Consider the following 20,689-nt stretch of genomic DNA (forward strand, 5'->3'; position numbering starts at 1 on the left):
CCGGATGGCCGCAGCAGGCGGACTCCTCCTGACCCACCGGGCTTCGCGTCACCGGCGTCCGGCTACGGTGTCCGATTGCGGTGTCCGTATATCGCGCGAGAACACTCACGCGGCGGGGACGACGCGGAAGACCCCGCCCCCGCCGGTGCCCGTGCCGAGCGCGTACACCTCTCCCCGATCGTCGCGACTGAATGAGAGCAGTCGCTCGAGGGTCGTCTCGCCGTCGATCTCGAGGACGGTGGTCGGCCACAGTCCGTCGCCGTCATCGGGTCGAGTGGCGGCGAACAGCCGCCCTTCGGGCAGGAAGTCGCCGAAGACGTACGTGCCCTCCAGGGCCGGGAGCGTCGAACCCCGGTAGACGTAGCCGCCGATGACCGACACGCCGCTGACCGCCGATTCCGTCGGCGGATGCGGATACTCGATGATCGGATCGCGGAACGGCTCACCGCCGCCGCCGTCGCGTTCGGCGGAGCGGTTCGGACAGGTCTCCTCCCGATAGCAGTGGGTCCCCTCTCTGACGTTCCAACCGTAGTTCCCGCCCTTCTCGAGGCGGTTGACCTCTTCGTAGTCGCTCTCGCCGACGTCCGCGACGAAGCAGTCGCCGTCGTCGAACGAGAGCCGCCAGGGGTTCCGAAAGCCCCACGCGTAGTACTCGTCGAGGCCCGTCCGTCCAACGAGCGGGTTGTCGTCGGGGACGGCGTACGCTCGATCGGCCGTCCGATCGTCGACGTCGAGTCGCAGGACGCTACCCAGAAAGTCCGTCGTGACATCTTGACCGCCGCCGCCTCCGCCGCCGCCCGCGCCGATGCCGACGTAAAGGAACCCGTCCGGTCCGAACGCGAGATCGCCCCCGTTGTGGAAGTCCGCCGGTTGGGGGATCTCGAGGACGACGCGGCCGGTGTCTCGGCGAACCCTCCTTCCGTCGTCGGTCGCTCGGAACGACGCGAGGATCCCCGTGTGGTCGAAATCCGCCGGCGTTCCAGACTGACGCGGTGCGCTGAAGTGGACGAACAGCCGGCGGTTCTCGGCGAAATCCGGATGGAGTGTCATGCCCAGTAGCCCGCGTTCGCCACCGGTGCGGACGGTGTCGCGCAGGTCGAGAAACGGCTCGTCGCGGAGCCCGTCCGATTCGTGAGCAAAAATACGGCCACCGCGATCGGCGACGTATCGACGATCCGCTCCGGGGGCGAACTCGAGGCCCACTGGCATCCCCAGTCCGTCGACTAGCGTCTCGAGGCCGACCGCGTTCGGGACTCGATCGATCGCGTCCAGTGCGTTCGGCGCCGTGGCATCGTCGGCTCGAGACCGTTTCGCGAAGCCGGCGAGACCCGTCGTCGCGCCGGCGACCGCATTCGTCAGGAATCGCCGTCGGCTGGTGCGGGGTTCCATGGAGGGGGTCGTACAGGCTCGAGGAGGATATAGACCTATTCGGTCGCGATGAACGCTGTTCGAAATTGGAGATTTAGGATCGCGTTGCCGAGGCGTCGGTGACCGCGCCGCTAGTCGTCGATGAGTCGGGGCGAGCGATCGGTTCCCGCTTCGTTCATACGGGCCGTTGTAAGTCATTTCCGAAGCAACCTCGAACCGTCCTGCGGTTGCTCTGGGTAATCGTTACAACAGACCGTATCAGTCCGTGATGAACTTGTTGTCCCGCCAGTTGACGCCGCCCTCACCCGAGCCGTGATCGCGGGGCCCTTCGACGACTTCGATGTCGGCAGGGCGGGGTTCGCCGTCGACGATCCGGGTCGCATCGAGGTCGCCGTTGCGCTCCGAAATTGCGGTTAGGGTGCCCTTCTCGGCCGCTTCGGCGATCTCACAGAGAACGAGGAACATTTCGTATTGCAACAGCGAGTTCTGGAGGACGGTCTCTCGGTCGCCCTTGAAGGCGGCGAACTCGACGAGTTCGGATTCGATCTCTTCTTCTTCCTCTTCGTCCCAGCTGAAGGACTTCTGTCGCCGCTCGTCGGGATCTTCCTCATAGACCCGATTTTCCGTGACGCTGGCCTTGAGCTGTGCCGTCGGCGTGTACTTACTGACGGACTGGTCCTCGGCGACGGCCTTGAGGATGAGCGTATTGTTCCGTCGCGTGATTTCGACGTCGTTGATCCCGTCAGGGTACTTCGCCTCGTCGATATGCTCGCGAAGGTCTTCGAGGGGCAGTTCGAGTGTCGAGTGCAGCCGATATACGTGTCTGGATTCCTCTGTTGACATTGTGGGGAAGGTGTGTACGGCGATAGTCGTGATCGTCTAGTACGAGGGCGTGACTTATATGACCTGCTATTAAATGTGTGAAATATCAAATTCAATGAATAAATGACGTATTCGTGTCGTTACGCGGCGTTGAGCGTCTCAGCGAGCTCATTACGCTCCTCGAGTTCCTCGAGGATGTCGGAGCCGCCGACGAATTCGCCATCGACGAACGTCTGCGGGATGGTCTCCCAGTCGCTGCGTTCGGACAGCGCCCGCCGGAACTCATCGAGCGACTCGAGAACGTCGACGGTTTCGAACTCGTCGCGGTGCTGGTCGAGCAGCCCGAGCGCCTTGCGGGAGTAGCCACACTGGGGCATCAGTTCGGTTCCCTTCATGAAGAGCACGACCTCGTTCTCTTCGAGCGCTTCGGCGACCTGCTCGTCGACTTCCTCCTGATCGAGACCCTGGTTCGGTGGGAATTCCATACATACCTATACGGTAGTGTGGGGGATATGCCTTGCGCCATCGGCACTCTCGATGTTGGAACTGCGGCCTGCTGTGCGGGCGAATGGAGCAAGGGAGGAACGAAGCAAAGCAGGGACGGAGCAGAACAAGAACGGAGCAGAGCAGGGACGGAATAGGGGAGAAACGAAGGTGGGCAGGTGTGTATCGTGGGTGCTGGCTCAGTCAGCCGTCGCGGGCGTCTCGAGCACGTCCACTTTCTCGGCGCTGTAGCCGAAGACGTTCCGGTAGCCGTTCGACGACATGAGGACCGGGTAAAACGACTCGTCGGCGACCTGCTTCTCGCCGTCGGCGGCAGCGAACGGCGCGCCGGCCTCGACCTCGGTGAAGTTCTCGACGAACACTTCGTAGGTGTCGGCCTGATCCTTGCGGATGACGTCGGTGAGCCGGTAGACCGGGAGGTCGCGGCGGACGGTGTCGCCGGGCAACGCGCCCACTGCGGTGAGGAACGATCGCGTCAGTCGGTCGGCGTTCTCGGCGGCCGTCTCCGACCCCTGCAGTCCGCACTCGACTTCGATGGTGTCGATCGCGGAGAAGAGTCGTCCCTCCGCGAAGTTACTCGTCTCGACCATCGCCGCGACGGGCAGTTGCGGGACGATATCTTTGGCCGTCTCGTTGACCCCGTTGACGATCGCGAAGGGGTCGGCGTGGCTCTGCGTGGAGTGCATCGAGAAGGTCAGACAGCCGTCGAGTTCGTCGACGAGTTCGTGTGCAAGCCGTCCCTCGTGCGTCGTCGCGTCCGGACTGCCAGGGAACGCGCGGTTGAGATCCTCGTCGACGAACCGCACCTGTCGCTCGAGCGCCGGTTCGTTGGCGACGATGAGTTTGACGGGCCGTTCGACGGTCGGGCGGTCGTCGAGAAGGCGTTCGATCGCCCGGACGCCACAGGGTTCGTCCCCGTGGACGCCCGCCACGACTGCGATTTCCGGCGTTCCCGACCCCAACTGTGCGACTCTCATTACTAGTTAGTTCGGCTGAAAGGGGAAAGGCGATTCGGTCCTTCACAGCGTCGACCGATCGCGGATCGCGTCCGGTTCTTCGCTCGGAGAACCTGTCTGCGAGCCGTGATGCGATTTAATCCGCCTCACTCCTCGAGCGAGTCGGTGTATTCGTACTCGACGGCTCGAGCGGTCGGTCGCTCGTCGTCCAGCCGTATCCGCCAGTCGTCGATAGCAGCCGGTTCCTCGAGGGCGTTCGTGAGCGCGGTTCGGACCGCGAGCACGTCCACTCCGTAGTAGTCGCTCGGGACGCCACGGAGGTACTGCAGTGCCGTCTCGAAGAGGCTCCGCATGCCGTCGTCGTTCTCGAAATCGACGTGTTTGTAGGCTCCCGCAGCCACCTGGACCATCCCGTGACAGAACTTGCTCTCCGCGGTGCCGGCTCCGTAGTTGTACCATTCGGCCTCGAAACAGTCATGGGATTCGTGGTACGCGCCGTCGTTGAACAGCCGAACGCCGCAGTCGGTCGCCCGGCGGAGCGTCGCGTGCTCCCAGCGACCCGCGGACGGATCCCAGCCGGTCGGATTCCCAGCCGGCGGCTCGACGGTCGGGTCGCGTGTGTGGTCGTCCATAGTCGATGTCGGGGGCCGAGAGGCGGTAGTTCCGTCGGTTAGGCGACCCGTAGCGTGTGTAAGCACCGTATTTATCACGGTAGGGTGCCTCATACCGAACTAGATGGTCCAGCCCTACGGCCGCTGTCAGCACTGCGGGGAGCGCCTCTACGCGCACATCGAGGGCGGGTACCAGTGTCTGAACTGCGATCGGCGCTACACCGAGGAGGCCCTCGATGAGCGGATGGCCTGAACTGACGGGACTCCCTCAGTGGGGGAATCTCGGCGAGCAAGAGTGAGCCGACACGCAGCCTCGTTTCGCGATACCGTTTTGGAGACCCGTCTGGACGCGATTGGACACTACTGAGGCTCGAGCGGAGAGCCAGACGACGTACTCCCATCGTCGCCGAAGACACGTTCCGCTGTCCCGCTGTCCAGTCGGCGATGGGAGTGGCAGTGAATATTCGATATCATAGCACGCCTCTCAGGAACAGATACGGCTCACGATGGAGTAGCGCTGCAAGACTGTGCCGTGTGATTGCGATACTCAGCAACGCCACTCCGAGAAGGAGAATCAGCCCACCGAACACAATAGAGACGACCAGTTGCGTTCCTTCCGGCGTCGTAGCTAATACCACTCCGGAAAGCACGGCGAATGCGTTGTTCAGGTAATGCAGGACGATCGGATAAATCGGAGCGATCCAGAGCAAATCGTTCAAATTCCGCTCTTCGAACGTAGTGTAAACTGCAACGGAAATCATCGTTAAAAGCGAGTGAAACAGAACGCGATACAGGTAGAGTATGTCCGGTTCTCCGGCGTACGTGCTCGAGTGTTCGACCAGACCGAAAATACAGCCGATTACGAGAGCGATAGCGATGCGAGAATAGATCGATCTACCGAATATGGCTGCGCCGATAGTCAATGCAACACCGAATTTTAGTAACTCCTCGAAAATCGGAGCGATGATCACGATTCGTTGCACCATGTTCAACCCGACGAAAAGCACGCTCCATAACCCGATTACAGTGCAAGTGAGAGCGAAATAGATCGGTGATTCAGCCAACTCATGCAGCCCGCTCGGAGCGGAATACGACGGTCTTTCGGTATCTAGTACCGCACCACTAACAAGTGAAATCCCGGCTGGAACGAGGAGAACGAGAAGCCACCAATCGGGTAAGAATTCCTCAGGGGGAAGAATCATGCTACCGTTTCGGATTTCAAAGACAGCAGCTATTCCGCCGAACAGAACGGAAACGGCAATCCAGATCAGGGACGCAACCAGAATCACGGATACGACTCCGATGGCGACAGTCCGACGAATCGGATTCTCCCGAGCGAAATCGTGATAGAGACCGACATAGAATGCCAGTGAAAAAGACAGTAACAGTATAATCGTCGGTGGAGCAAGCGAGAGATTTACGCGCCCAGTGTGAAACAGATAAAGCGTCGACAGAAACGCAATCGTCACTGTCGCGGCTACCAGCCGAAAAATACGGATTGTATTCATCGTTACTCACCTCGCGATGCGGCGCTTCAGACGTCGTCTTGGGCGTCTACTTTGATGGTTACTTCATCAGCCGTATATCGCTTGTACGCCGCGTAGGCAACGTTTCCGATTCCGAGAGTCCACCAAAGAGTTAACAGGGCAACAACGATGTGTCCGAGAGCCGATCCCCAATCTTTATCCTTCACTCGGGCGCTTCGCTCCCCTTGACTTTTCACTTGGTACCCTTGTGTAATATAATCGTCAATAACTCGCTCCATCTCGCGTTGATCGTCAACCCTTCGGATTCGACTCATAGTAACTCACCTGATACGGCAGGGTTATAAATATTGATGTTTACTGACTAAACATCGCACGGGTAGATTCCATCTTTCCTGACTCTATCGCTGACTATCTCGCGTATTCACCATCATTCACATGGCATGATACGTCTATACGTAGTAAGAAAACCATCGCACGGATAGAATAAAAGACCTTCCGAGGTGGTGGCGTATTCCGGACGTAGATTTCTCGTCTCGAGGACCGTACCGAGAGCTAAACCGGGCCATTTAACCCATGGACGGGCCTACAAAAAGGCGCGTGCGAGGGTAGCCAAGCGGTCAACGGCGGCGGACTCAAGATCCGCTCTCGTAGGAGTTCGTGGGTTCGATCCCCTCCCCTCGCACTCACCACAGTGCGCGGCAAGACGGAGCGTCTTGCCCTCGCAAACTTCTGATACCGACCTACCCTGACCGAGCTATAGTAGCCACTGAAACGATTTACATACTGATCGCAACGCTGTCGTGCGATCAGCTGTGCAACGACTTTCAGTGGCTACTATACTGCTACCGCTACAGCTACTGGCTCATCGAATGTGTCCGACGAGAGACCGCCCGCTCGAGGGGCCCGACGACGGCGGCTCGAGGCGCGTAGTACGACCACTTTTCACCCCCGACCGTCGAGGATGGGCCATGTATGAACCCGAATCGGACCCCGATCGCGCGGCCGTCGCGGCTCGAGCAGCGGGCGAGGGGGCCGCCGTCGCGGCCGACTCGTTTCGAACCGATCTCGCCGTCGAGGAGAAAAGCGGCAAGACGGACGTCGTGACGCAGGTCGACCGCGACGCCCAGGAGACCGTCATCGAGACCATCCGCGAGGCGTTCCCGGACGATCCGATCGTCGGCGAGGAAGAAGACGCGCTGAAGGAGGTCCCCGAAACCGGACCAGCCTGGATCGTCGACCCCATCGACGGGACGAACAACTACGTCGACGGGACTCGAGCGTTCGGGACCGCCGTCGCGGCCGTCGTGGACGGCGAACCGGTCGGTGCCGCGTTCGACTGTCCCGCCCTCTCCGACACCTACCGCGTCGGCCCCGAGGGGGCGTTCCGAAACGACGAGGCGCTATCGGTCAGCGACTGTGCCGACCCGGAGGCGGCCACCGTCTGCCCGACGTTCTGGTGGGACTTCGACCAGCGCGACCAGTACGCCGCGGCCACCCGCGCCGTCGTCGAGCGGTTCGGCGACATGCGCCGCTTCGGCTGTGCCCAGCTCGAGCTGGCGATGGTCGCCTCGGGCGCGCTCGAGGGGACGATGACTAACCTGCGAGCGAACTCGTGGGACACCGTCGCCGGCGTTCAGTTGATCCGCGAGGCCGGCGGCGTCGTCACCGATCTCGAGGGCGACCGCTGGCGACACGATAGGACGGGGATCGTCGCCTCGAACGGCGGGATTCACGACGAACTGCTCGCGGCGGCCCGCGAGATCGAGGGCTGAGTGGCTTATCGGATGTGGACGGAACCGACGGTCTGCGAGGAGGAGTTCCGATATCGCCAGTCACTGGCTGCGTGAATGGACCAGTAGTTCTGGTGGGAAAGAATGAAAAGAAGTGTTCTGCTACCGTGGCAACAAGGGATCGCCACGCCCTCCCCAACCGATTCACTCGCTCCCAGGCTCACGGCTTCGCCGTTCGCTTTCCGAGGCGCTCACAGTGTTCGCGCCTCGCTCCGCTCGCTCATCCAACGGAAGACGCCCCGCGTCTTCCGAGCAGTCCCTCGTTCCGTCTTCTCACGGCCGCTTCGCGGCCGTTCGCACGGTATGCGGGACCGGCGGTCCCGCACTACTCGCGACGACCTCGCGCAGCGTCGTCGCCCGCCCTCACTGTGCTCACGGTTCCCTGCGGTCACCGCTCGCTTTCCGAGGCGCTGAGCGCCTCACGACGCTCGGTCGGCCTGCTCACGGATCGCTTTGCTCTCCGTTCACTCTCGAGGCGCTCCCGCTGGTCGCGCCTCGCAGACAGCGCGCGCCACCGCACGCCGGTTGACCAGTCTCGAGCGATGCGTTCCGCTCTTCTACAGAGATTCATCGTCGAACCCGGTCGCGGGGAACAGTCACGCGCGTTGAAAATCGGAAACGGTAAGCGGCCCCCACTACGGGATTCGGTATGGACGATGTCATCGACCGGTTCGGGGCCGAGCGCGTCTGGGTCGCGACCGTCGCGAGTCTCGCGGCCGCGGTGGTCCTCGGCGCGCTCTTGTTCCCACAGCGGGTCTACGTCGAGATTATTTGGCAGTACTTCTGGGGCCCGGTCGTCGCCGACGCCCACAGCTGGAACTGCGCAACGTTAGTTGACGGCCAGGCGGTCTCCTGTGCCGAAGCCCCCGCCGACGCCAGTCCGACCGCCGAACCCGGCTATACGTTCGTCTCCTACGCCGGTTACATCCCGACTCTGGTCCTCATGCTGATCGGGGTCATCTTCCTCGTTCGCCGCCTCGAGATCGAGCGCTACCGCGCGGGCTTTTTCGCACTGTTCCCGTTCATGCTCTTCGGCGGCGCGCTGCGGGTCGTCGAGGACGCCAACGCTGCGGCCTTCGTGTACACCGGAGAGATGGCCATCGACCTGCCGTGGTCCGGCTTCATCATCAGCCCGCTGATCTATTTCACCGTCTTCTTCGTCGCGCTGCTCGCGGTCGTGAGTTCGGTCTGGCTCGAGCGAAACGACTACGTCTCGGGCTACGAGTACCCGCTGGCCGGAATCGGAACGGGCCTGCTGACCCTGACGGTCCTCTTCCTGGCCTACACGGCGGCGACGAAGGGATACGCGGAGTTCTACCCGCTGGTCCCGCTGGTCATCCTCGTCGGCGCGACGCTGACGACGGCGATCACGTGGGTCGCACTCGAGCGGTTCGCGCCGGAACTGAACCGCGGTACCGGATACATGGGGATCGTCGTCATCTGGGCACACGCGGTCGACGGCGTCGCGAACGTCATCGGCCTCGATTGGGCGACCTCGCTCGGGCTCCCGGCGAACCTCGTTCCGAAGCACCCGATCAACCGGGCGATCGCGAACACGACGGCTGACGTGCTTCCGGCCAATATCGTCTCGATCACCGGCTCGGCTTGGCCGTTCCTGCTCGTGAAGATCGCCGCCGCCGTCTTCGTCATCTGGATCTTCGACGAGACGGTCTTCGAGGACAGCCCGCGCTACGCGGTCTTGCTCATGATCACCGTCGTTGCCGTCGGTCTGGGCCCGGGAACCCGCGACATGCTGCGTGCGACGTTCGGCGTCTGAATTCGCTTTTTCGCGTTTCGTCTCGAGTTCTTCGTTCTCCGCTCCTTGGAGCCCCCGCATCGTCCCACGCCGGCCCCGCTCGAGCGGCGACCGCGAACGGGGGCTTTAATCGCTCGCGGCGGGAACGGGCGTTCATGACCGATACGGACGGGTGGTTCGCGGCCGTCGACCGCGACGATCCCGACGCGATGGCGGCCGCAATTCGCGAGGGACGCGCCGACGAGCCCCGCGACTGGCCCGCCCTCGCACTCGAGGCGGGGTTTGCGAGCGACGAGGACGGGTACTACGACGCGCTCGGGGAGGCGACGACCGCGGCGACGCGGGCCGCGGTGACCGAGCGCGAGCGAGCCGACGATCAGCAGTTGGTCCACGCGATCAGAGCGATGGACGACTGCAGTCGGACGGCGAACGAACTTGCCGAGCGCCTGGCGGAGTGGGCCGGCACCGTCGACCCCGAGGCGGGGACCGGCGTCGAGTACGCTCGCAAACTGGCACGCGGCGAGGCGGACGACGACCTCGAGGAGCCTGCGATCCGCTCGCTCGCCGAACGGGTGGCCGACCTCGCGGACGAGGCCGACGACCTGCGCGAGTTCGTCGAGCGCCAGACGCCGGCCGTCGCGCCGAACCTCTCGGCGCTCGCCGAGCCCGTGTTGTCGGCTCGCCTGATCGCCCTCGCGGGCGGGCTCGAGGCACTCGCGAAGAAACCGAGCGGAACGGTGCAGGTACTCGGCGCGGAGGACGCGCTGTTCGCCCACCTGCGGGGGCACGCGCCCTCGCCCAAGCACGGGATCATCTACACGCACGACGCGGTTCGGGGCACCCACCCCGAAAACCGGGGCTCCGCGGCGCGTGCGGTCGCGGGCAAACTCGCCATCGCGGCCCGCGTCGATCACTACTCTGGCGAGTCGAAACCCGAACTCGAGGCCGAACTCGCCGAACGGATCGAGACGATTCAGGCGCGGACGGTGGACGACGACGCGGACTCCGACGATGGCAGTGCCGATACTGGAGGTGTCGACGATGAGTGAGCTTCCGGCGGGCGTCGAGCGCCGCGCGTTCGACGGGTCCGAGCGACTGGCGACTCGAGGCGAGCCAGTCTACGGCGAGCCCACCGACGGCCAGTGGCGTGCCTGGAACCCGAATCGATCGAAACTGGGTGCGATGCTCGAGCTGGGAATGGACACCGGCCTCGCAGGCGGCGAAACCGTGCTCTATCTGGGTGCCGCGAGCGGGACGACCGTGAGCCACGTCGCCGATTTCGCCGGGCCGACCTACGCCGTGGAGTTCGCCGCGCGGCCGGTTCGGGACCTGCTCGAGGCCGCCGAGAGCCGGGATCGGCTGTTTCCGCTCCTAAAAGATGCGCGGAAACCAGAGACCTACGCCCACGTCGTGGAGTCCGATGTTGACGTGATCGTCCAAGACGTCGCGACGCGCGGACAGGCGCGGGTGGCGCTCGAGAACCGGCGCTTCTTGGCCGACGACGGGCGGCTCCTGTTGGCTGTCAAGGCCCGGAGCGAAGACGTGACTCGAGAGCCGTCGGCCGTGTTCGAGGACGTTCGCGAGGAGTTGTCTGAGGGGTACGAGATTCTGGAGGCTCGGGGGCTCGAGGAGTATCACGCGGATCATCTTGGGGTTGTAGCCAAGTCGAAATAGTCGTACCCGCATGTATACTCATCCGCTATCCCTTTTGCCGAGAAAGATACGATCTAATGGATAAGCCGACACCAAAGGCTCCCACTAATATAGTCAAAATTTTATATGGCATAGCCAGCCCACTATCAACTACCATGATCAATCCTGCAAGAAGTGTCAAACCACCAAGGATAAACTGTATCTGATACCGTTCCACACCTTTGACGGCAATAAGCAGTGACGAAAGTAGTCCCGTTGCAAATAGTAGTTGAATAGATGCTGGATACGATGCTTGATAATATATGAAAACAACTCCTATCATCAATATGGATAAAAAAGCATGAGGTGTCCGTATCTTCCCTGAGATCATGAATAGAAACAACTAATGGATGGACATTAATATTGAGGATTAGCCACAGACAGCGTCCCGGAAATAAGAAGGACAATGGCAATAGAGCCAAAGTTGCAAGAACAGCACCTGCTGGTGACTACTTTTCTGGCCCCTCCATCTTTAATCCACTCTACGATATCCTCTATGATGGCCTATTTATTACTTATCTATCCTTTGTATTTAGATTATAGGCGGATGGTACCAAGCGCGACTGAGAGTACAGTGCGACGTTTCGATTCACAGTCGGCTCGAGAGTAGCAGCAGCCATCCATTGGGCAGTCTCATTCGCTACCGATTCCAACCGGCTTCCGTCAGCGGTCGGACGATCAGGGCGACATCGAGAAGTATTGCACCGTTCTATGCTACCGGAGACACGGAAGCCAAATCCTCGAATACCGAGTAGTCCTCATACTTACTCGCTTACTCGTTTTCTACCGTTCTCGCGTCGAGATTCCCCCGAAGATACTGTTCACCGTCTTCAGTAATCGTGTACACCCCGTTCCCGATATTTTGAGTCAGACCGTAGCTCTCGAGTTTCATACAACGGTTGTTAATATGTTGTCGCGAGAATGGAATGGGGCCTTCTTCTTTGATTTTCGTCGGGGATCGAGGACCGTTCTCATCTAAGAACTCGAGAATCCTATCATCGGCGAGAACCATCCAGTCGGCAGAAATCCGCATAGTACGCTAATACCTTCACGCCATCAAATCATCGTCGGAAAGCAATTAGGACGATTAGAATGATTATATCGAATCTATCGTCAATTATACAATCTATGAGAAAACATAGTTGCTTACAGAAGGATGGATAGACCTGACGGTCAGGCTCCGAGCAAAAGCGAGCCGGTGCTAGTAATACCGAGCCCGCAAGCAGTTCCCTAAATTACCCACCTGAAGCCATGCACGACGATACTCCGTGGGGCCGTGAACGCCCCGGTCGAGCAGACGAATCACCACCAAATTACTCCGAAGCCGACGGAAGAACCGCGTGGATCGAACTCACCGCCTTCCAGCGCGATTGTCTCGAGGCCGTGGCCCGCCTCGAGCGCGACGATGTGGTTCCCGACGAACATGCGATCGTCGACACGCTCGAGCGCGCGTATCTCAGCGTCACCCGAACCAGACTCGACCCGAACCTACGTACCCTCGTCGGCCGCGGCCTCCTCGAGAAGCGGCGACTCGAGGCCCACGCGGAGTATCTTCTCACCGACGACGGCCGCGCGCTCCTGTTGCAACGCGCCGAGCGCTTCGCTGACGCCTGCAGGATCGGCGCGGCCGAGTTCGGAGCGGACGAGGTAACCGCTCGAGAGGCGGGTGAGCAGGGATAATCGGGCCTCGAGATGCGGAGTCGATTCGGTGTCCCGACTGCGACGGGGCGCTCCCCGAATGCGATCCGCTGATCGGGTGGTGGCTCTGTGACGACTGCGAACTCGCGGTCGACGGCGACGGGAGTCGAATCGCGTGACCGAACTGTCGAGACGTCTCAAACGTGCAGCCCCATCGATGACATCGTCGCGCGGCCGCGGTGACTAGCGGGCGTCTTATTTGGTCACGTAGTGACCGTGGTATCCGCATCGCTTCCGTCTGCATAGCCTGAGAATCAGGCATTACAGAACGTGAGTCCACCGAAATACCCATGTCACTCCAACTCCCAGACGGATATCGTATGGTCCGCTATGCCGAAGAGCCCTGCGCCGACTGTAGTGGGAAGAAGATTCGACGGGCAGACGGGTCGGAGTGGTGTCCGAACTGCGCGTTGTTCGATCCGCGCCAGCAGGCCGCGTGAGACGGCCGGCTTCGAGGGGGAACGGAAAGCAGTGAGTGACAGCGGATACGACCCGATCCGCGCTCCGTTTCCCGCCGACCGAATTCCCGCACGCTTCCGTCCCCGCGAGCTCTTGAGCGGCTCGATTGATCGTCGCTCTCGAGCCCTCGCGTCGAGCGCTCTAGCGAGAGACGATTCGCCGAGACCTGCGTTCCGTCGTCGACCCAATCGAGGAATTCACAATCGACGATCCGTCCTCCGTCCCGGTGGCTGCCGGAACCGAACCCCTGGTTTAACTCCCGGAAGCATTGGCCGCCTACGTAACTGAAACAACCTGAGTATTGCTAGGCACAGCAACGACTCATCCGTGGCGCATCCGATACAGACGATCAGACGGAACGCGAAGGAGACGACAGATGACCTGTGGGCCGGCGGGCGCGGCTGGATTCTCATCGCCGTCGGTGCCGGGTGGGCGCTCTCTATCGGTGTGCGGTTCGTCTATCCAGCGCTCGTCCCCTACTTTCAGGACGACTTCGGGATCGGGCTGACCACGACCGGGCTGCTGTTGACGCTGCTCTGGGGAGCATACGCCGTCGGTCACGTGCCCGGCGGATTCCTCGGCGACCGAATCGGCGAGGGCAACGTGGTCGTCATCAGCACCCTCATTTCGGCCGGAACCGTTCTCGTCGTCGCCACGGCCGTAAACGTCTGGATGTTGTTCGCGGGAACGATCGTGTTCGGCCTCGCGACCGCGCTGTACGGACCGACTCGATTCACCATCTTCACGGACATCTATCCGGATCGAGCCGGCTCGGCCATCGGGCTGACGATGGCTGCGGGGAACATCGGAAACACTGTCTTTCCCGTCGCGGCAGCCGTTATCGCTTCGTACGCGACGTGGCGGTACGGAATCGGCGCGTTCAGCCCCCTCTTTCTCGTCGTCGCCGTCGGACTCTGGATGACCGTTCCGAACCGCACGTCGAGCGGGGAAAGCGCGGTCGACGAACTCTCGAGCGACACGCTCGCGCGGATCAGAAGCGGGATCACTCGCGAATCCATCCCGACCGTCGTCGCGATTCAGGTCACCGCCTCGTTCGTGATACAGGGGTTTTCCTCCTTCTATCCGACGTATCTCGCGGTGGCGAAGGGGATCTCTCCGGCGGTCGCAGCGACGCTGTTCGGGTTGTTCTTCGCCGTCGGTGCGATTATACAGCCCTTTTCGGGAACCATGCTCGACCGTTTCGGCGCGCGTCCGACGCTCGTCCTGTATTTCGGCGGCTGCGTCGCCGGGCTGTGGTTGCTCCCTTTCGTCAACGGTTTCGTCCCGCTCGTCGCGGTCACGGTTCTCATCAGTAGCTGGAACGGGTGCGGCGTCGTCACGCAGACGTATATCGCGGACTCGCTCCCCGACGATATGCAGGGAACGGGACTGGGCACGTTGAAGGCGGGCTGGATGGTCGTCGGTGCGACGTCGCCCCTGCTCATCGGCACGCTCGCCGATTACGGCTCGTTCGACCACGGATTCTTGCTACTGGCTTCGGTCGGCACCGTCGGATTGGTGCTCTCGATCACGCGGCTCTAGGACTCCCAGTCGTTCGTCTCCATCTGGATCGGAATCGTGAGCCGTTTTGGCTTCCTCTCAGTCGACCAAGCATCGAGCGAGTACTGGCAAATCGGATGCGGATCGGTTGGTTTCGGCACCGACCTCGACACTAACCGGTGCTCTTCTCATTAAAGAATATAAGGACATCCGTGGTAGATGGTGGTGGTATGTCAAATCACCCCACGATAGGTGACACCCTCGAACAGACGGTCGATCGCTATCCCGATCGCGACGCGATCATCTATCCGCGGAAAGACCAGCACTGGACCTACGCGGAGTTCAACGAGCGGGTAAATCGGTTGGCCGACGCCTTGCTCGAGGCCGGAATCGAAACGGGAGACAGAGTCGCGACGGTGCTGTACAACGGCTCGGAGATGGCACTTACCGTCTACGCGTGCGCGAAGATCGGTGCCGTCTTCACCCCGCTGAACTTCCGCCTCCCGGCGGGCGAGATCGAGTACATCGTCAACGATGCCGAGGCGAAGATGGTCCTCTTCGAGTCCGAAACGCGGGAGGCCGTCGAGGGGGCGCGACCGAGCCTCGAGTCCGTCGCGGAGTACGTGTTCATCGACGACGACCGCGAGGCGGTACCGGAGTACGCGCGCGGATTCTACGAGATGCTCGAGTCGGGCTCACCCGAAAAACCTGACACTCGCGTCACGGAAGACGACGTGTACGCCTTCATCTATACGTCGGGAACGACGGGCCGACCGAAAGGCGTCGTCCACGAACACCGAGACATGGTCGAGCACAACCTCCTGTGCATCGCGGAGGCGAACATGACTCGCGACGATGTCGGCCTGTCGATGATGCCGCTGTACCACTGCGCCGAACTCCACTGCAACCTCTTCCCGCGGGTCCATCGCGGCGCGGCGAACGTGATCCACCACGAGTTCGAACCCGACGCCGTGCTCGCGGCGATCGAGGACCACGACGTCACGCTCGTCTTCGCCGCACCGACCGCCTGGAACGCGCTCTCGATGACCGCCGCCGAGATGAACGTCGACATCTCTTCGCTCCGGCTCGGCCTCTACGGCGCGGCACCGATGCCCGAACAGGTGCTCGAGAACTGTCGGGAACACCTCTGTGACGACTACCTTCAGGCCTACGGCATGACCGAGATCGGTCCCGCGGGCGTCTTCCAGCCGCCGGAAGACCAGCTCTCGAAGCAGGGCTCGGCCGGGCTGCCCGGGCTCAATCACCGGCTGCGGATCGTCGAGCCCGATGCCGATCCGGACCGGGAAGTCGACGAGGGCGAGATCGGCGAGATACTGATCGCCAGCCCGTGTACGATGCGGGAGTACTGGAACCGCCCCGAGGCGACCGCTGACTCCCTGCGCGAGGCCGACGGGACGACCTGGTACTACACCGGCGATCTCGGCTACCGCGACGACGACGGCTACCTCTACGTCGTCGACCGGAAGGACGACATGATCGTCTCCGGCGGCGAGAACGTCTACCCCGCCGAGGTCGAGGACGTGCTGTTCACCCACGACGCCGTCGAAGAGGCGGCCGTCGTCGGCGAACCCGACGAGGAGTGGGGCGAACGGATCGTCGCGTACGTGGTGGCCGACGGCGTCGAGGGGGCGGATCTCGATGCGTTCGCACTCGAAAATGACCGGCTCGCCGACTTCAAGCGCCCGCGGACGTACTACTTTGTCGACGAACTCCCAAAGAATCCCAGCGGCAAGGTCCAGAAGTTCAAGCTCCGCGAGGACGAGGCGGGCCTCGAGCCCGAAATCGAAACCGTCGCGTCCTGATCGGCCGCTGGGAGCGGGAGTTAGATCTCCGATCTCGCTCGAGGATCCGGTCGGTCGCACCGACTCCAAATCGTATTTACTATCGGCGACGAAAGCACGACACGATGGAACGCGGGTCGCGAGAATCGTTTACGCGCATGGGTACGCTGGGGATCGAAGAGGAGTGTTTCGTCGTCGACGCCGACGGCCGCCCGACCAGCGGGACCGACGAACTCGTCTACGAACACGACCCGCCCGAGATTCTCAAGGGCCGACTCGATCACGAACTGTTCAAGTTCGTCATCGAGACCCAGACGCCGCTGATCGAGTCTCTCGACGACGCCCGCGACTCGTTGCTCGCGATCCGCGAGGCACTGGTCGAACACGCGAAGAACCACGGCTATCGCATCGCGGCCGCCGGTCTCCACCCGCTCGCGAAGTGGCAGGAACTCGAGCACGCGGAGAAACCCCGCTACCGCTCGCAGCTCGACCGTATCCAGTACCCACAACACCGAAACACGACGGCGGGCGTCCACGTCCACGTCGGCGTTGACGACGCTGACAAAGCGGTCTGGATCGCCAACGAACTGCGGTGGTACGTCCCGATTATGCTCGCGCTCTCCGCGAATTCGCCCTACTGGAACGGGTTCGACACCGGGCTCCAGTCCGCCCGCGCGAAGATTTTCGAGGCGCTGCCCAACACCGGGATGCCGACCCACTTCGAAGACTTCGAGGCGTTCGATCGGTTCGAGCGACTGATGCTCGAGACCGAGTCGATCAACGACCGCGGCGAACTCTGGTACGACGTTCGGCCCCACACCGCCCACGGTACGGTCGAACTGCGCACGCCGGACGGGCAGGCCGACCCCGAGATCGTGCTGGCGTTCGTCGAGTACGCCCACGCACTCGTCGGGGCCCTCGCCGAGGACTACGAAGATGGCGCGAGCGGTCACCGGCACCGTCGGGAACTGCTCGACGAGAACAAGTGGCGGGCCATCCGACACGGACAGGATGCCTCTTTCATCGACCGCGACCTCGAGGGAACCGTCGATCTGGGAGAACTCGTCGACCGCGAGTGCGAGCGCCTCGGCATCGACGGCATCAGAGACGTTTACGAGCGGGAGAGCGGCGCGGATCGGCAACGCCGTTTGCTCGAGGAGAAGGGACCCGACGCGCTATGCGAATCGCTCATTCTGCAAACCGAGTGACTACCCCGCAAAGGTTTAACTCCGCTCGAGGCCTCGTCCTGTACGAGAACCCACATGAGCTCCGACGACACGGACGAGCATCCGGTCGATACCGACGACGGAGACGAATCGCTCGAGGGACCGGACGACTTCGTCGAGCGCGAGGCCGGCCGAAGCCCGGCCGTCGAGGAGCTCGACCAGCGCATCGTCGACCTGCTCTCGTGGATCCTGGACACGGAAACTCGCGCGAAGATCTACGTCTATCTGCTGGCGAATCCGGGAAGTACCTCCGAAGAGGTCGCGAAGGGGACCGGGCTCTATCCCAGCACGGTTCGCGAAGCGCTCGCGGAACTCCACGAGGAAGACCGCGTCACCCGTGAAAAGCGCGCCAGCGAGGGGGCCGGGAACAACCCCTACGAGTACACCGCGATCCAGCCCAGCGACCTCGTCGGCGGCGTCGTCGATCAGGTCCAGCGGGAACTGAACACCATCTTCACGCTCGATCGCGTTCTCGACCGCGAGGTCGATCGCGACGCTCGAGCCGAACTCGAGGAGGAAGTCGAACCGGTGACGATCACCGTCGACGACACTGCACCGACGATCGACGGCGATTCCGAGACGGAGACGGACCCCGAGACCGATCCCGATGCCGACGTCATCGAGTTCGAGGACGACATGCAGATCGACACCGTCGATACCGAATCCGACGGGTCCGATAGCCCCAATGAGTCTGACGAGTCCGTCGACGGCGTCGGAGGCGACACAACCGACGAGAATGACGAGTTCGACGCCCGATCGAGCGACGAATAGGGTTCGACGGGTCTGCGTCCTCCCTCGTCGTTACTCCTCGAGGTCGAGCACGTCCGGCCGCTCGAGTTCGACGTCCCGATCGACCGCGGAGACGGTCGTCGTCGGCCAGCGATCCGTCGCCGTCAGCGTCTCGATTTCCTCGTCGGTGACCAGTGCGGTATCCTCGCTTTTCGCGCCCTGTACCGTCGGGTTCCACGCGTAGGCCATCGGCGCTTCGACCGGCGCGTCGTGGTCCGGCGTGGCGATCCACTCGCGACCGGCGAAGCCGGCGGCCCCGCCCTGATGGTGGTGCTCCCACTCGCCGTCGTAGCCGACCGCGTCGTAAGCATCTTGAATGGCGGCGAAGACATCACCGGCGGTCCCCCCGCTATCGGCCGCGTCGCTGTCGCTCGCTGCCGCCGTCTGCGTTGCCGCCAGCGCCGTCGTTTCCACGCGAGCGGCGGCTTCGTGACGCTCCGCGAGCCACGACGGCGGATCGAAGGCGACGGTCCGGGTGCAACTCGCGTGAAGGCCGGCCCGCTGGGCGGTCACGGAGACGAGCGCGTAGTCGCCGAGTTCGGCCCCGGTCGGCGTGTAGTGGCGGTACCGCTGTGCCCGTTCCGAGCCACCGACGAGGACGACCGGCGCTTCGATGTCTCGAGCCGAGAGAGCGATTCGCAGCGCGGAGGCGACCTCGTGTTCCGTGTCGTCGGACTGCAGTTCGCGACAGACCGATTCGACGGCGGATGCCGTCTGGCCGCCGAGTTCACGGTATCGCTTCCGGTCGCGCTCGGTCAGTGGCTGCCGCAGCGCGGTCGGGTCGACGCGCTCGAATCCCGGCAGTTCGATGTCGATCGCGGCCCGCTCGTTGCTTCCGACGTGTTCGGTGATCGCTTCGGCCAGCGATGACGCATACCAGGGGAACCGCTCGATCGAGATCTCGGTCGCCTCGAGATCCGGCAGTTCCTCGGCCGCGATGCGGTCGGCTTCGATGTTGTTCGTCACGATCACGAGTTCGTCACCATCGTAGCCGACGGCTGCGACGCCGGTATCACCCTCGCGATCGATGACGCTGTTCCCGCCGGTGAGCCACGCAAACGAGTTCGGCCGGGCGAACCAGATCGAATCGAGCCCGTCGGACTCGAGGGAAGCCTCGAGTCGCTCGCGTTTGTCCATGTCGGGTGCTGGCGAGGACGGCTCTTGAATGCGGCGAACACCGAGCCATCGGTTGGCGTGAGCGGTCGAAGCGAGCGGGCACATCTCGAGCCGAAGCCGGTCGATCAACTGTCGGCGATAACCGCTCGATTCCCGCCGAATCGGACGACTCGGTCAACCTAAGTACGGGCCGTCCTAACCCTCGACAGAACGCCCGTGTCGTACGACAATCACGCGCCCGACTCGAGACTTCGGTCGTTGATCGATCGGTTCGGCTATCCGCACCTGCTGACCGCAACGCTCGCGCTGGTCGCGGCGACGATTCTGTTGGGTGTCGCGGCGAAGGCGACCGGTTCGGGGCTGGCCTGCGAGGCCAACTGGCCCCGGTGTGACGCCGGGCCGTACAACCTGTTGCCGGGGAGCATGCCGAGTTTCTACGAGTGGTTCCACCGCTTCGTCTCGATGTTCGCCGGGTTCGCAATCGTCGGCTCCGCGCTCGCCGCGTGGCGGCTCCCAGACGTCGACCGGCGAGTCACCGGACTGGTCGTGGCCGGAATGGTCCTTACGCCGGTCCAAGTCGCGCTCGGCCGCGAAACCGTCCAGCAGTACACGATGGACATCCTCTCCTTGCACTTCTGGACGGCCGTCACCATCTTCACGCTCTTTCTGATCGCCACCGTCCTGGTCTGGGCACCGCGACTGACGGGAACGCACGTCACCGGCGCGCTCGCGCTCGGAATCGTGGCGCTGCCCGCACACGTCGCCCTCAGCCCGGTCGTCGGCACCGAAATCTCGAGCTACTCGCCGACGATGCAACTGATCCAGTACGCCGTGGCTCTCACGCTGCTTGGTGCGGCCATCGTCGCCGCGCTGATCGGTCAACGGCGGTTCACGGGACGAGCCGTTCCCCCGTTACTCGCGGCCCCGCCGCTCGTGGTCGTCGTTCTCTTCTTCGGTCGACAGGCAGCGAACCCCGCCGTCGAGATTCCGTATCTCGCCGCTGCCGTCGCGCTCTTGGCGACGTTCGTCGCCGGAATCGTGCTTACGCGACGGGGGACCGCCTCGAGCGAGACGTCAGACACACTTTCACCGTAGAGTGGGGTTCCGTTGTGA

The 20,689-nt window shown here is 62.6% G+C and carries 19 protein-coding genes and 1 tRNA gene; 12 read left to right on the forward strand and 8 right to left on the reverse strand.

Annotated features, from left to right (window positions below; translation table 11 throughout):
* Nucleotides 1-105 precede the first annotated feature (105 nt).
* From CP556_RS18980 to CP556_RS19000, 5 genes are all read right to left on the reverse strand, one after another.
* Nucleotides 106-1,389, reverse strand: a complete 1,284-nt coding sequence (locus tag CP556_RS18980) for a PQQ-dependent sugar dehydrogenase (RefSeq protein WP_098727035.1) — start codon at nucleotides 1,387-1,389, stop codon at nucleotides 106-108.
* 237 nt (nucleotides 1,390-1,626) lie between these two features.
* The gene (locus CP556_RS18985; RefSeq protein WP_098727036.1) at nucleotides 1,627-2,211 is read right to left on the reverse strand and encodes a DUF7110 family protein; all 585 of its coding nucleotides are present in this window, start codon (nucleotides 2,209-2,211) and stop codon (nucleotides 1,627-1,629) included.
* A 119-nt stretch (nucleotides 2,212-2,330) separates the two neighbouring features.
* Nucleotides 2,331-2,675 carry a glutaredoxin family protein gene (locus CP556_RS18990; RefSeq protein WP_098727037.1) on the reverse strand — a complete coding sequence of 115 codons (345 nt, stop codon included), beginning with the start codon at nucleotides 2,673-2,675 and terminating at the stop codon, nucleotides 2,331-2,333.
* A gap of 198 nt (nucleotides 2,676-2,873) precedes the next feature.
* Nucleotides 2,874-3,671 (reverse strand): M14 family metallopeptidase, encoded by a 798-nt coding sequence (locus tag CP556_RS18995; protein WP_098727038.1) that lies wholly within the window; start codon nucleotides 3,669-3,671, stop codon nucleotides 2,874-2,876.
* A 125-nt stretch (nucleotides 3,672-3,796) separates the two neighbouring features.
* Entirely contained in the window at nucleotides 3,797-4,282 is a 486-nt protein-coding gene (locus CP556_RS19000; RefSeq protein WP_098727039.1) for a DUF309 domain-containing protein, read from the reverse strand.
* Nucleotides 4,283-4,385: 103 nt separating this feature from the next.
* Between CP556_RS19000 and CP556_RS26820 the strand changes: the two genes are divergently transcribed.
* Nucleotides 4,386-4,514: a hypothetical protein gene (locus CP556_RS26820; protein WP_255291505.1), complete on the forward strand. Its 129-nt coding sequence runs from the start codon at nucleotides 4,386-4,388 to the stop codon at nucleotides 4,512-4,514.
* Between the two features lie 217 nt (nucleotides 4,515-4,731).
* Here the strand turns inward: CP556_RS26820 and CP556_RS19005 are convergent, their stop codons facing one another.
* Both CP556_RS19005 and CP556_RS27585 read right to left on the reverse strand, forming a co-directional pair.
* On the reverse strand, nucleotides 4,732-5,769 hold the full coding sequence (locus CP556_RS19005) for a hypothetical protein (protein WP_098727040.1): 1,038 nt from the start codon (nucleotides 5,767-5,769) through the stop codon (nucleotides 4,732-4,734).
* 26 nt (nucleotides 5,770-5,795) lie between these two features.
* Nucleotides 5,796-6,062, reverse strand: a complete 267-nt coding sequence (locus CP556_RS27585) for a DUF8108 domain-containing protein (protein WP_486187777.1) — start codon at nucleotides 6,060-6,062, stop codon at nucleotides 5,796-5,798.
* 285 nt (nucleotides 6,063-6,347) lie between these two features.
* Here CP556_RS27585 and CP556_RS19015 point away from each other — a divergent pair.
* The 10 genes from CP556_RS19015 (at nucleotide 6,348) to CP556_RS19065 (ending at nucleotide 18,442) form a co-directional block, all read left to right on the forward strand.
* Nucleotides 6,348-6,430 (forward strand) — tRNA-Leu (locus CP556_RS19015).
* A gap of 286 nt (nucleotides 6,431-6,716) precedes the next feature.
* Complete coding sequence (locus tag CP556_RS19020) at nucleotides 6,717-7,520, forward strand: inositol monophosphatase family protein (RefSeq protein WP_098727042.1); 804 nt, start codon at nucleotides 6,717-6,719, stop codon at nucleotides 7,518-7,520.
* 667 nt (nucleotides 7,521-8,187) lie between these two features.
* Nucleotides 8,188-9,315, forward strand: coding sequence for a DUF63 family protein (locus CP556_RS19025; RefSeq protein ID WP_098727043.1), 1,128 nt, complete (start codon nucleotides 8,188-8,190; stop codon nucleotides 9,313-9,315).
* Nucleotides 9,316-9,449: 134 nt separating this feature from the next.
* On the forward strand, nucleotides 9,450-10,343 hold the full coding sequence (locus CP556_RS19030) for an NOP5/NOP56 family protein (protein ID WP_098727044.1): 894 nt from the start codon (nucleotides 9,450-9,452) through the stop codon (nucleotides 10,341-10,343).
* Complete coding sequence (locus tag CP556_RS19035) at nucleotides 10,336-10,968, forward strand: fibrillarin-like rRNA/tRNA 2'-O-methyltransferase (RefSeq protein WP_098727045.1); 633 nt, start codon at nucleotides 10,336-10,338, stop codon at nucleotides 10,966-10,968. Before CP556_RS19030 ends, CP556_RS19035 begins: the two co-directional genes overlap by 8 nt.
* Nucleotides 10,969-12,237: 1,269 nt before the next feature.
* The gene (locus CP556_RS19045; RefSeq protein WP_176548247.1) at nucleotides 12,238-12,666 is read left to right on the forward strand and encodes a PadR family transcriptional regulator; all 429 of its coding nucleotides are present in this window, start codon (nucleotides 12,238-12,240) and stop codon (nucleotides 12,664-12,666) included.
* 804 nt (nucleotides 12,667-13,470) lie between these two features.
* A complete protein-coding gene (locus CP556_RS19050; protein WP_255291506.1) occupies nucleotides 13,471-14,685 on the forward strand; it encodes an MFS transporter in 1,215 nt (404 codons plus the stop codon).
* Between the two features lie 188 nt (nucleotides 14,686-14,873).
* Nucleotides 14,874-16,466, forward strand: coding sequence for a fatty acid--CoA ligase (locus CP556_RS19055; protein WP_098727047.1), 1,593 nt, complete (start codon nucleotides 14,874-14,876; stop codon nucleotides 16,464-16,466).
* Nucleotides 16,467-16,570: 104 nt separating this feature from the next.
* Nucleotides 16,571-17,653: a glutamate--cysteine ligase gene (locus CP556_RS19060; protein ID WP_098727048.1), complete on the forward strand. Its 1,083-nt coding sequence runs from the start codon at nucleotides 16,571-16,573 to the stop codon at nucleotides 17,651-17,653.
* A gap of 54 nt (nucleotides 17,654-17,707) precedes the next feature.
* Nucleotides 17,708-18,442 (forward strand): helix-turn-helix domain-containing protein, encoded by a 735-nt coding sequence (locus CP556_RS19065; protein WP_098727049.1) that lies wholly within the window; start codon nucleotides 17,708-17,710, stop codon nucleotides 18,440-18,442.
* 30 nt (nucleotides 18,443-18,472) lie between these two features.
* On the opposite strand, the gene CP556_RS19070 is transcribed toward CP556_RS19065, so the two are convergent.
* Nucleotides 18,473-19,597, reverse strand: a complete 1,125-nt coding sequence (locus tag CP556_RS19070; RefSeq protein ID WP_098727050.1) for a M24 family metallopeptidase — start codon at nucleotides 19,595-19,597, stop codon at nucleotides 18,473-18,475.
* Between the two features lie 195 nt (nucleotides 19,598-19,792).
* On the opposite strand from CP556_RS19070, the gene CP556_RS19075 reads away from it, so the two are divergent.
* Entirely contained in the window at nucleotides 19,793-20,671 is an 879-nt protein-coding gene (locus CP556_RS19075) for a COX15/CtaA family protein (protein WP_098727051.1), read from the forward strand.
* Nucleotides 20,672-20,689 lie beyond the last annotated feature (18 nt).

It is taken from the genome of Natrinema sp. CBA1119 (assembly GCF_002572525.1).
Lineage (GTDB): Archaea > Halobacteriota > Halobacteria > Halobacteriales > Natrialbaceae > Natrinema.

What these genes read in the sequence shown, in the direction of transcription:
- CP556_RS19055 (WP_098727047.1), top strand. Translation starts at nt 14,874, where the DNA reads ATGTCAAATCACCCCACGATAGGTGACACCCTCGAACAGACGGTCGAT.
- CP556_RS26820 (WP_255291505.1), top strand. Translation starts at nt 4,386, where the DNA reads ATGGTCCAGCCCTACGGCCGCTGTCAGCACTGCGGGGAGCGCCTCTAC.
- CP556_RS19000 (WP_098727039.1), bottom strand. Translation starts at nt 4,282, where the DNA reads ATGGACGACCACACACGCGACCCGACCGTCGAGCCGCCGGCTGGGAAT.
- CP556_RS18980 (WP_098727035.1), bottom strand. Translation starts at nt 1,389, where the DNA reads ATGGAACCCCGCACCAGCCGACGGCGATTCCTGACGAATGCGGTCGCC.
- CP556_RS19025 (WP_098727043.1), top strand. Translation starts at nt 8,188, where the DNA reads ATGGACGATGTCATCGACCGGTTCGGGGCCGAGCGCGTCTGGGTCGCG.
- CP556_RS18990 (WP_098727037.1), bottom strand. Translation starts at nt 2,675, where the DNA reads ATGGAATTCCCACCGAACCAGGGTCTCGATCAGGAGGAAGTCGACGAG.
- CP556_RS19020 (WP_098727042.1), top strand. Translation starts at nt 6,717, where the DNA reads ATGTATGAACCCGAATCGGACCCCGATCGCGCGGCCGTCGCGGCTCGA.
- CP556_RS27585 (WP_486187777.1), bottom strand. Translation starts at nt 6,062, where the DNA reads ATGAGTCGAATCCGAAGGGTTGACGATCAACGCGAGATGGAGCGAGTT.
- CP556_RS19070 (WP_098727050.1), bottom strand. Translation starts at nt 19,597, where the DNA reads ATGGACAAACGCGAGCGACTCGAGGCTTCCCTCGAGTCCGACGGGCTC.
- CP556_RS19065 (WP_098727049.1), top strand. Translation starts at nt 17,708, where the DNA reads ATGAGCTCCGACGACACGGACGAGCATCCGGTCGATACCGACGACGGA.
- CP556_RS19030 (WP_098727044.1), top strand. Translation starts at nt 9,450, where the DNA reads ATGACCGATACGGACGGGTGGTTCGCGGCCGTCGACCGCGACGATCCC.
- CP556_RS19035 (WP_098727045.1), top strand. Translation starts at nt 10,336, where the DNA reads ATGAGTGAGCTTCCGGCGGGCGTCGAGCGCCGCGCGTTCGACGGGTCC.
- CP556_RS19045 (WP_176548247.1), top strand. Translation starts at nt 12,238, where the DNA reads ATGCACGACGATACTCCGTGGGGCCGTGAACGCCCCGGTCGAGCAGAC.
- CP556_RS18985 (WP_098727036.1), bottom strand. Translation starts at nt 2,211, where the DNA reads ATGTCAACAGAGGAATCCAGACACGTATATCGGCTGCACTCGACACTC.
- CP556_RS18995 (WP_098727038.1), bottom strand. Translation starts at nt 3,671, where the DNA reads ATGAGAGTCGCACAGTTGGGGTCGGGAACGCCGGAAATCGCAGTCGTG.
- CP556_RS19060 (WP_098727048.1), top strand. Translation starts at nt 16,571, where the DNA reads ATGGAACGCGGGTCGCGAGAATCGTTTACGCGCATGGGTACGCTGGGG.
- CP556_RS19005 (WP_098727040.1), bottom strand. Translation starts at nt 5,769, where the DNA reads ATGAATACAATCCGTATTTTTCGGCTGGTAGCCGCGACAGTGACGATT.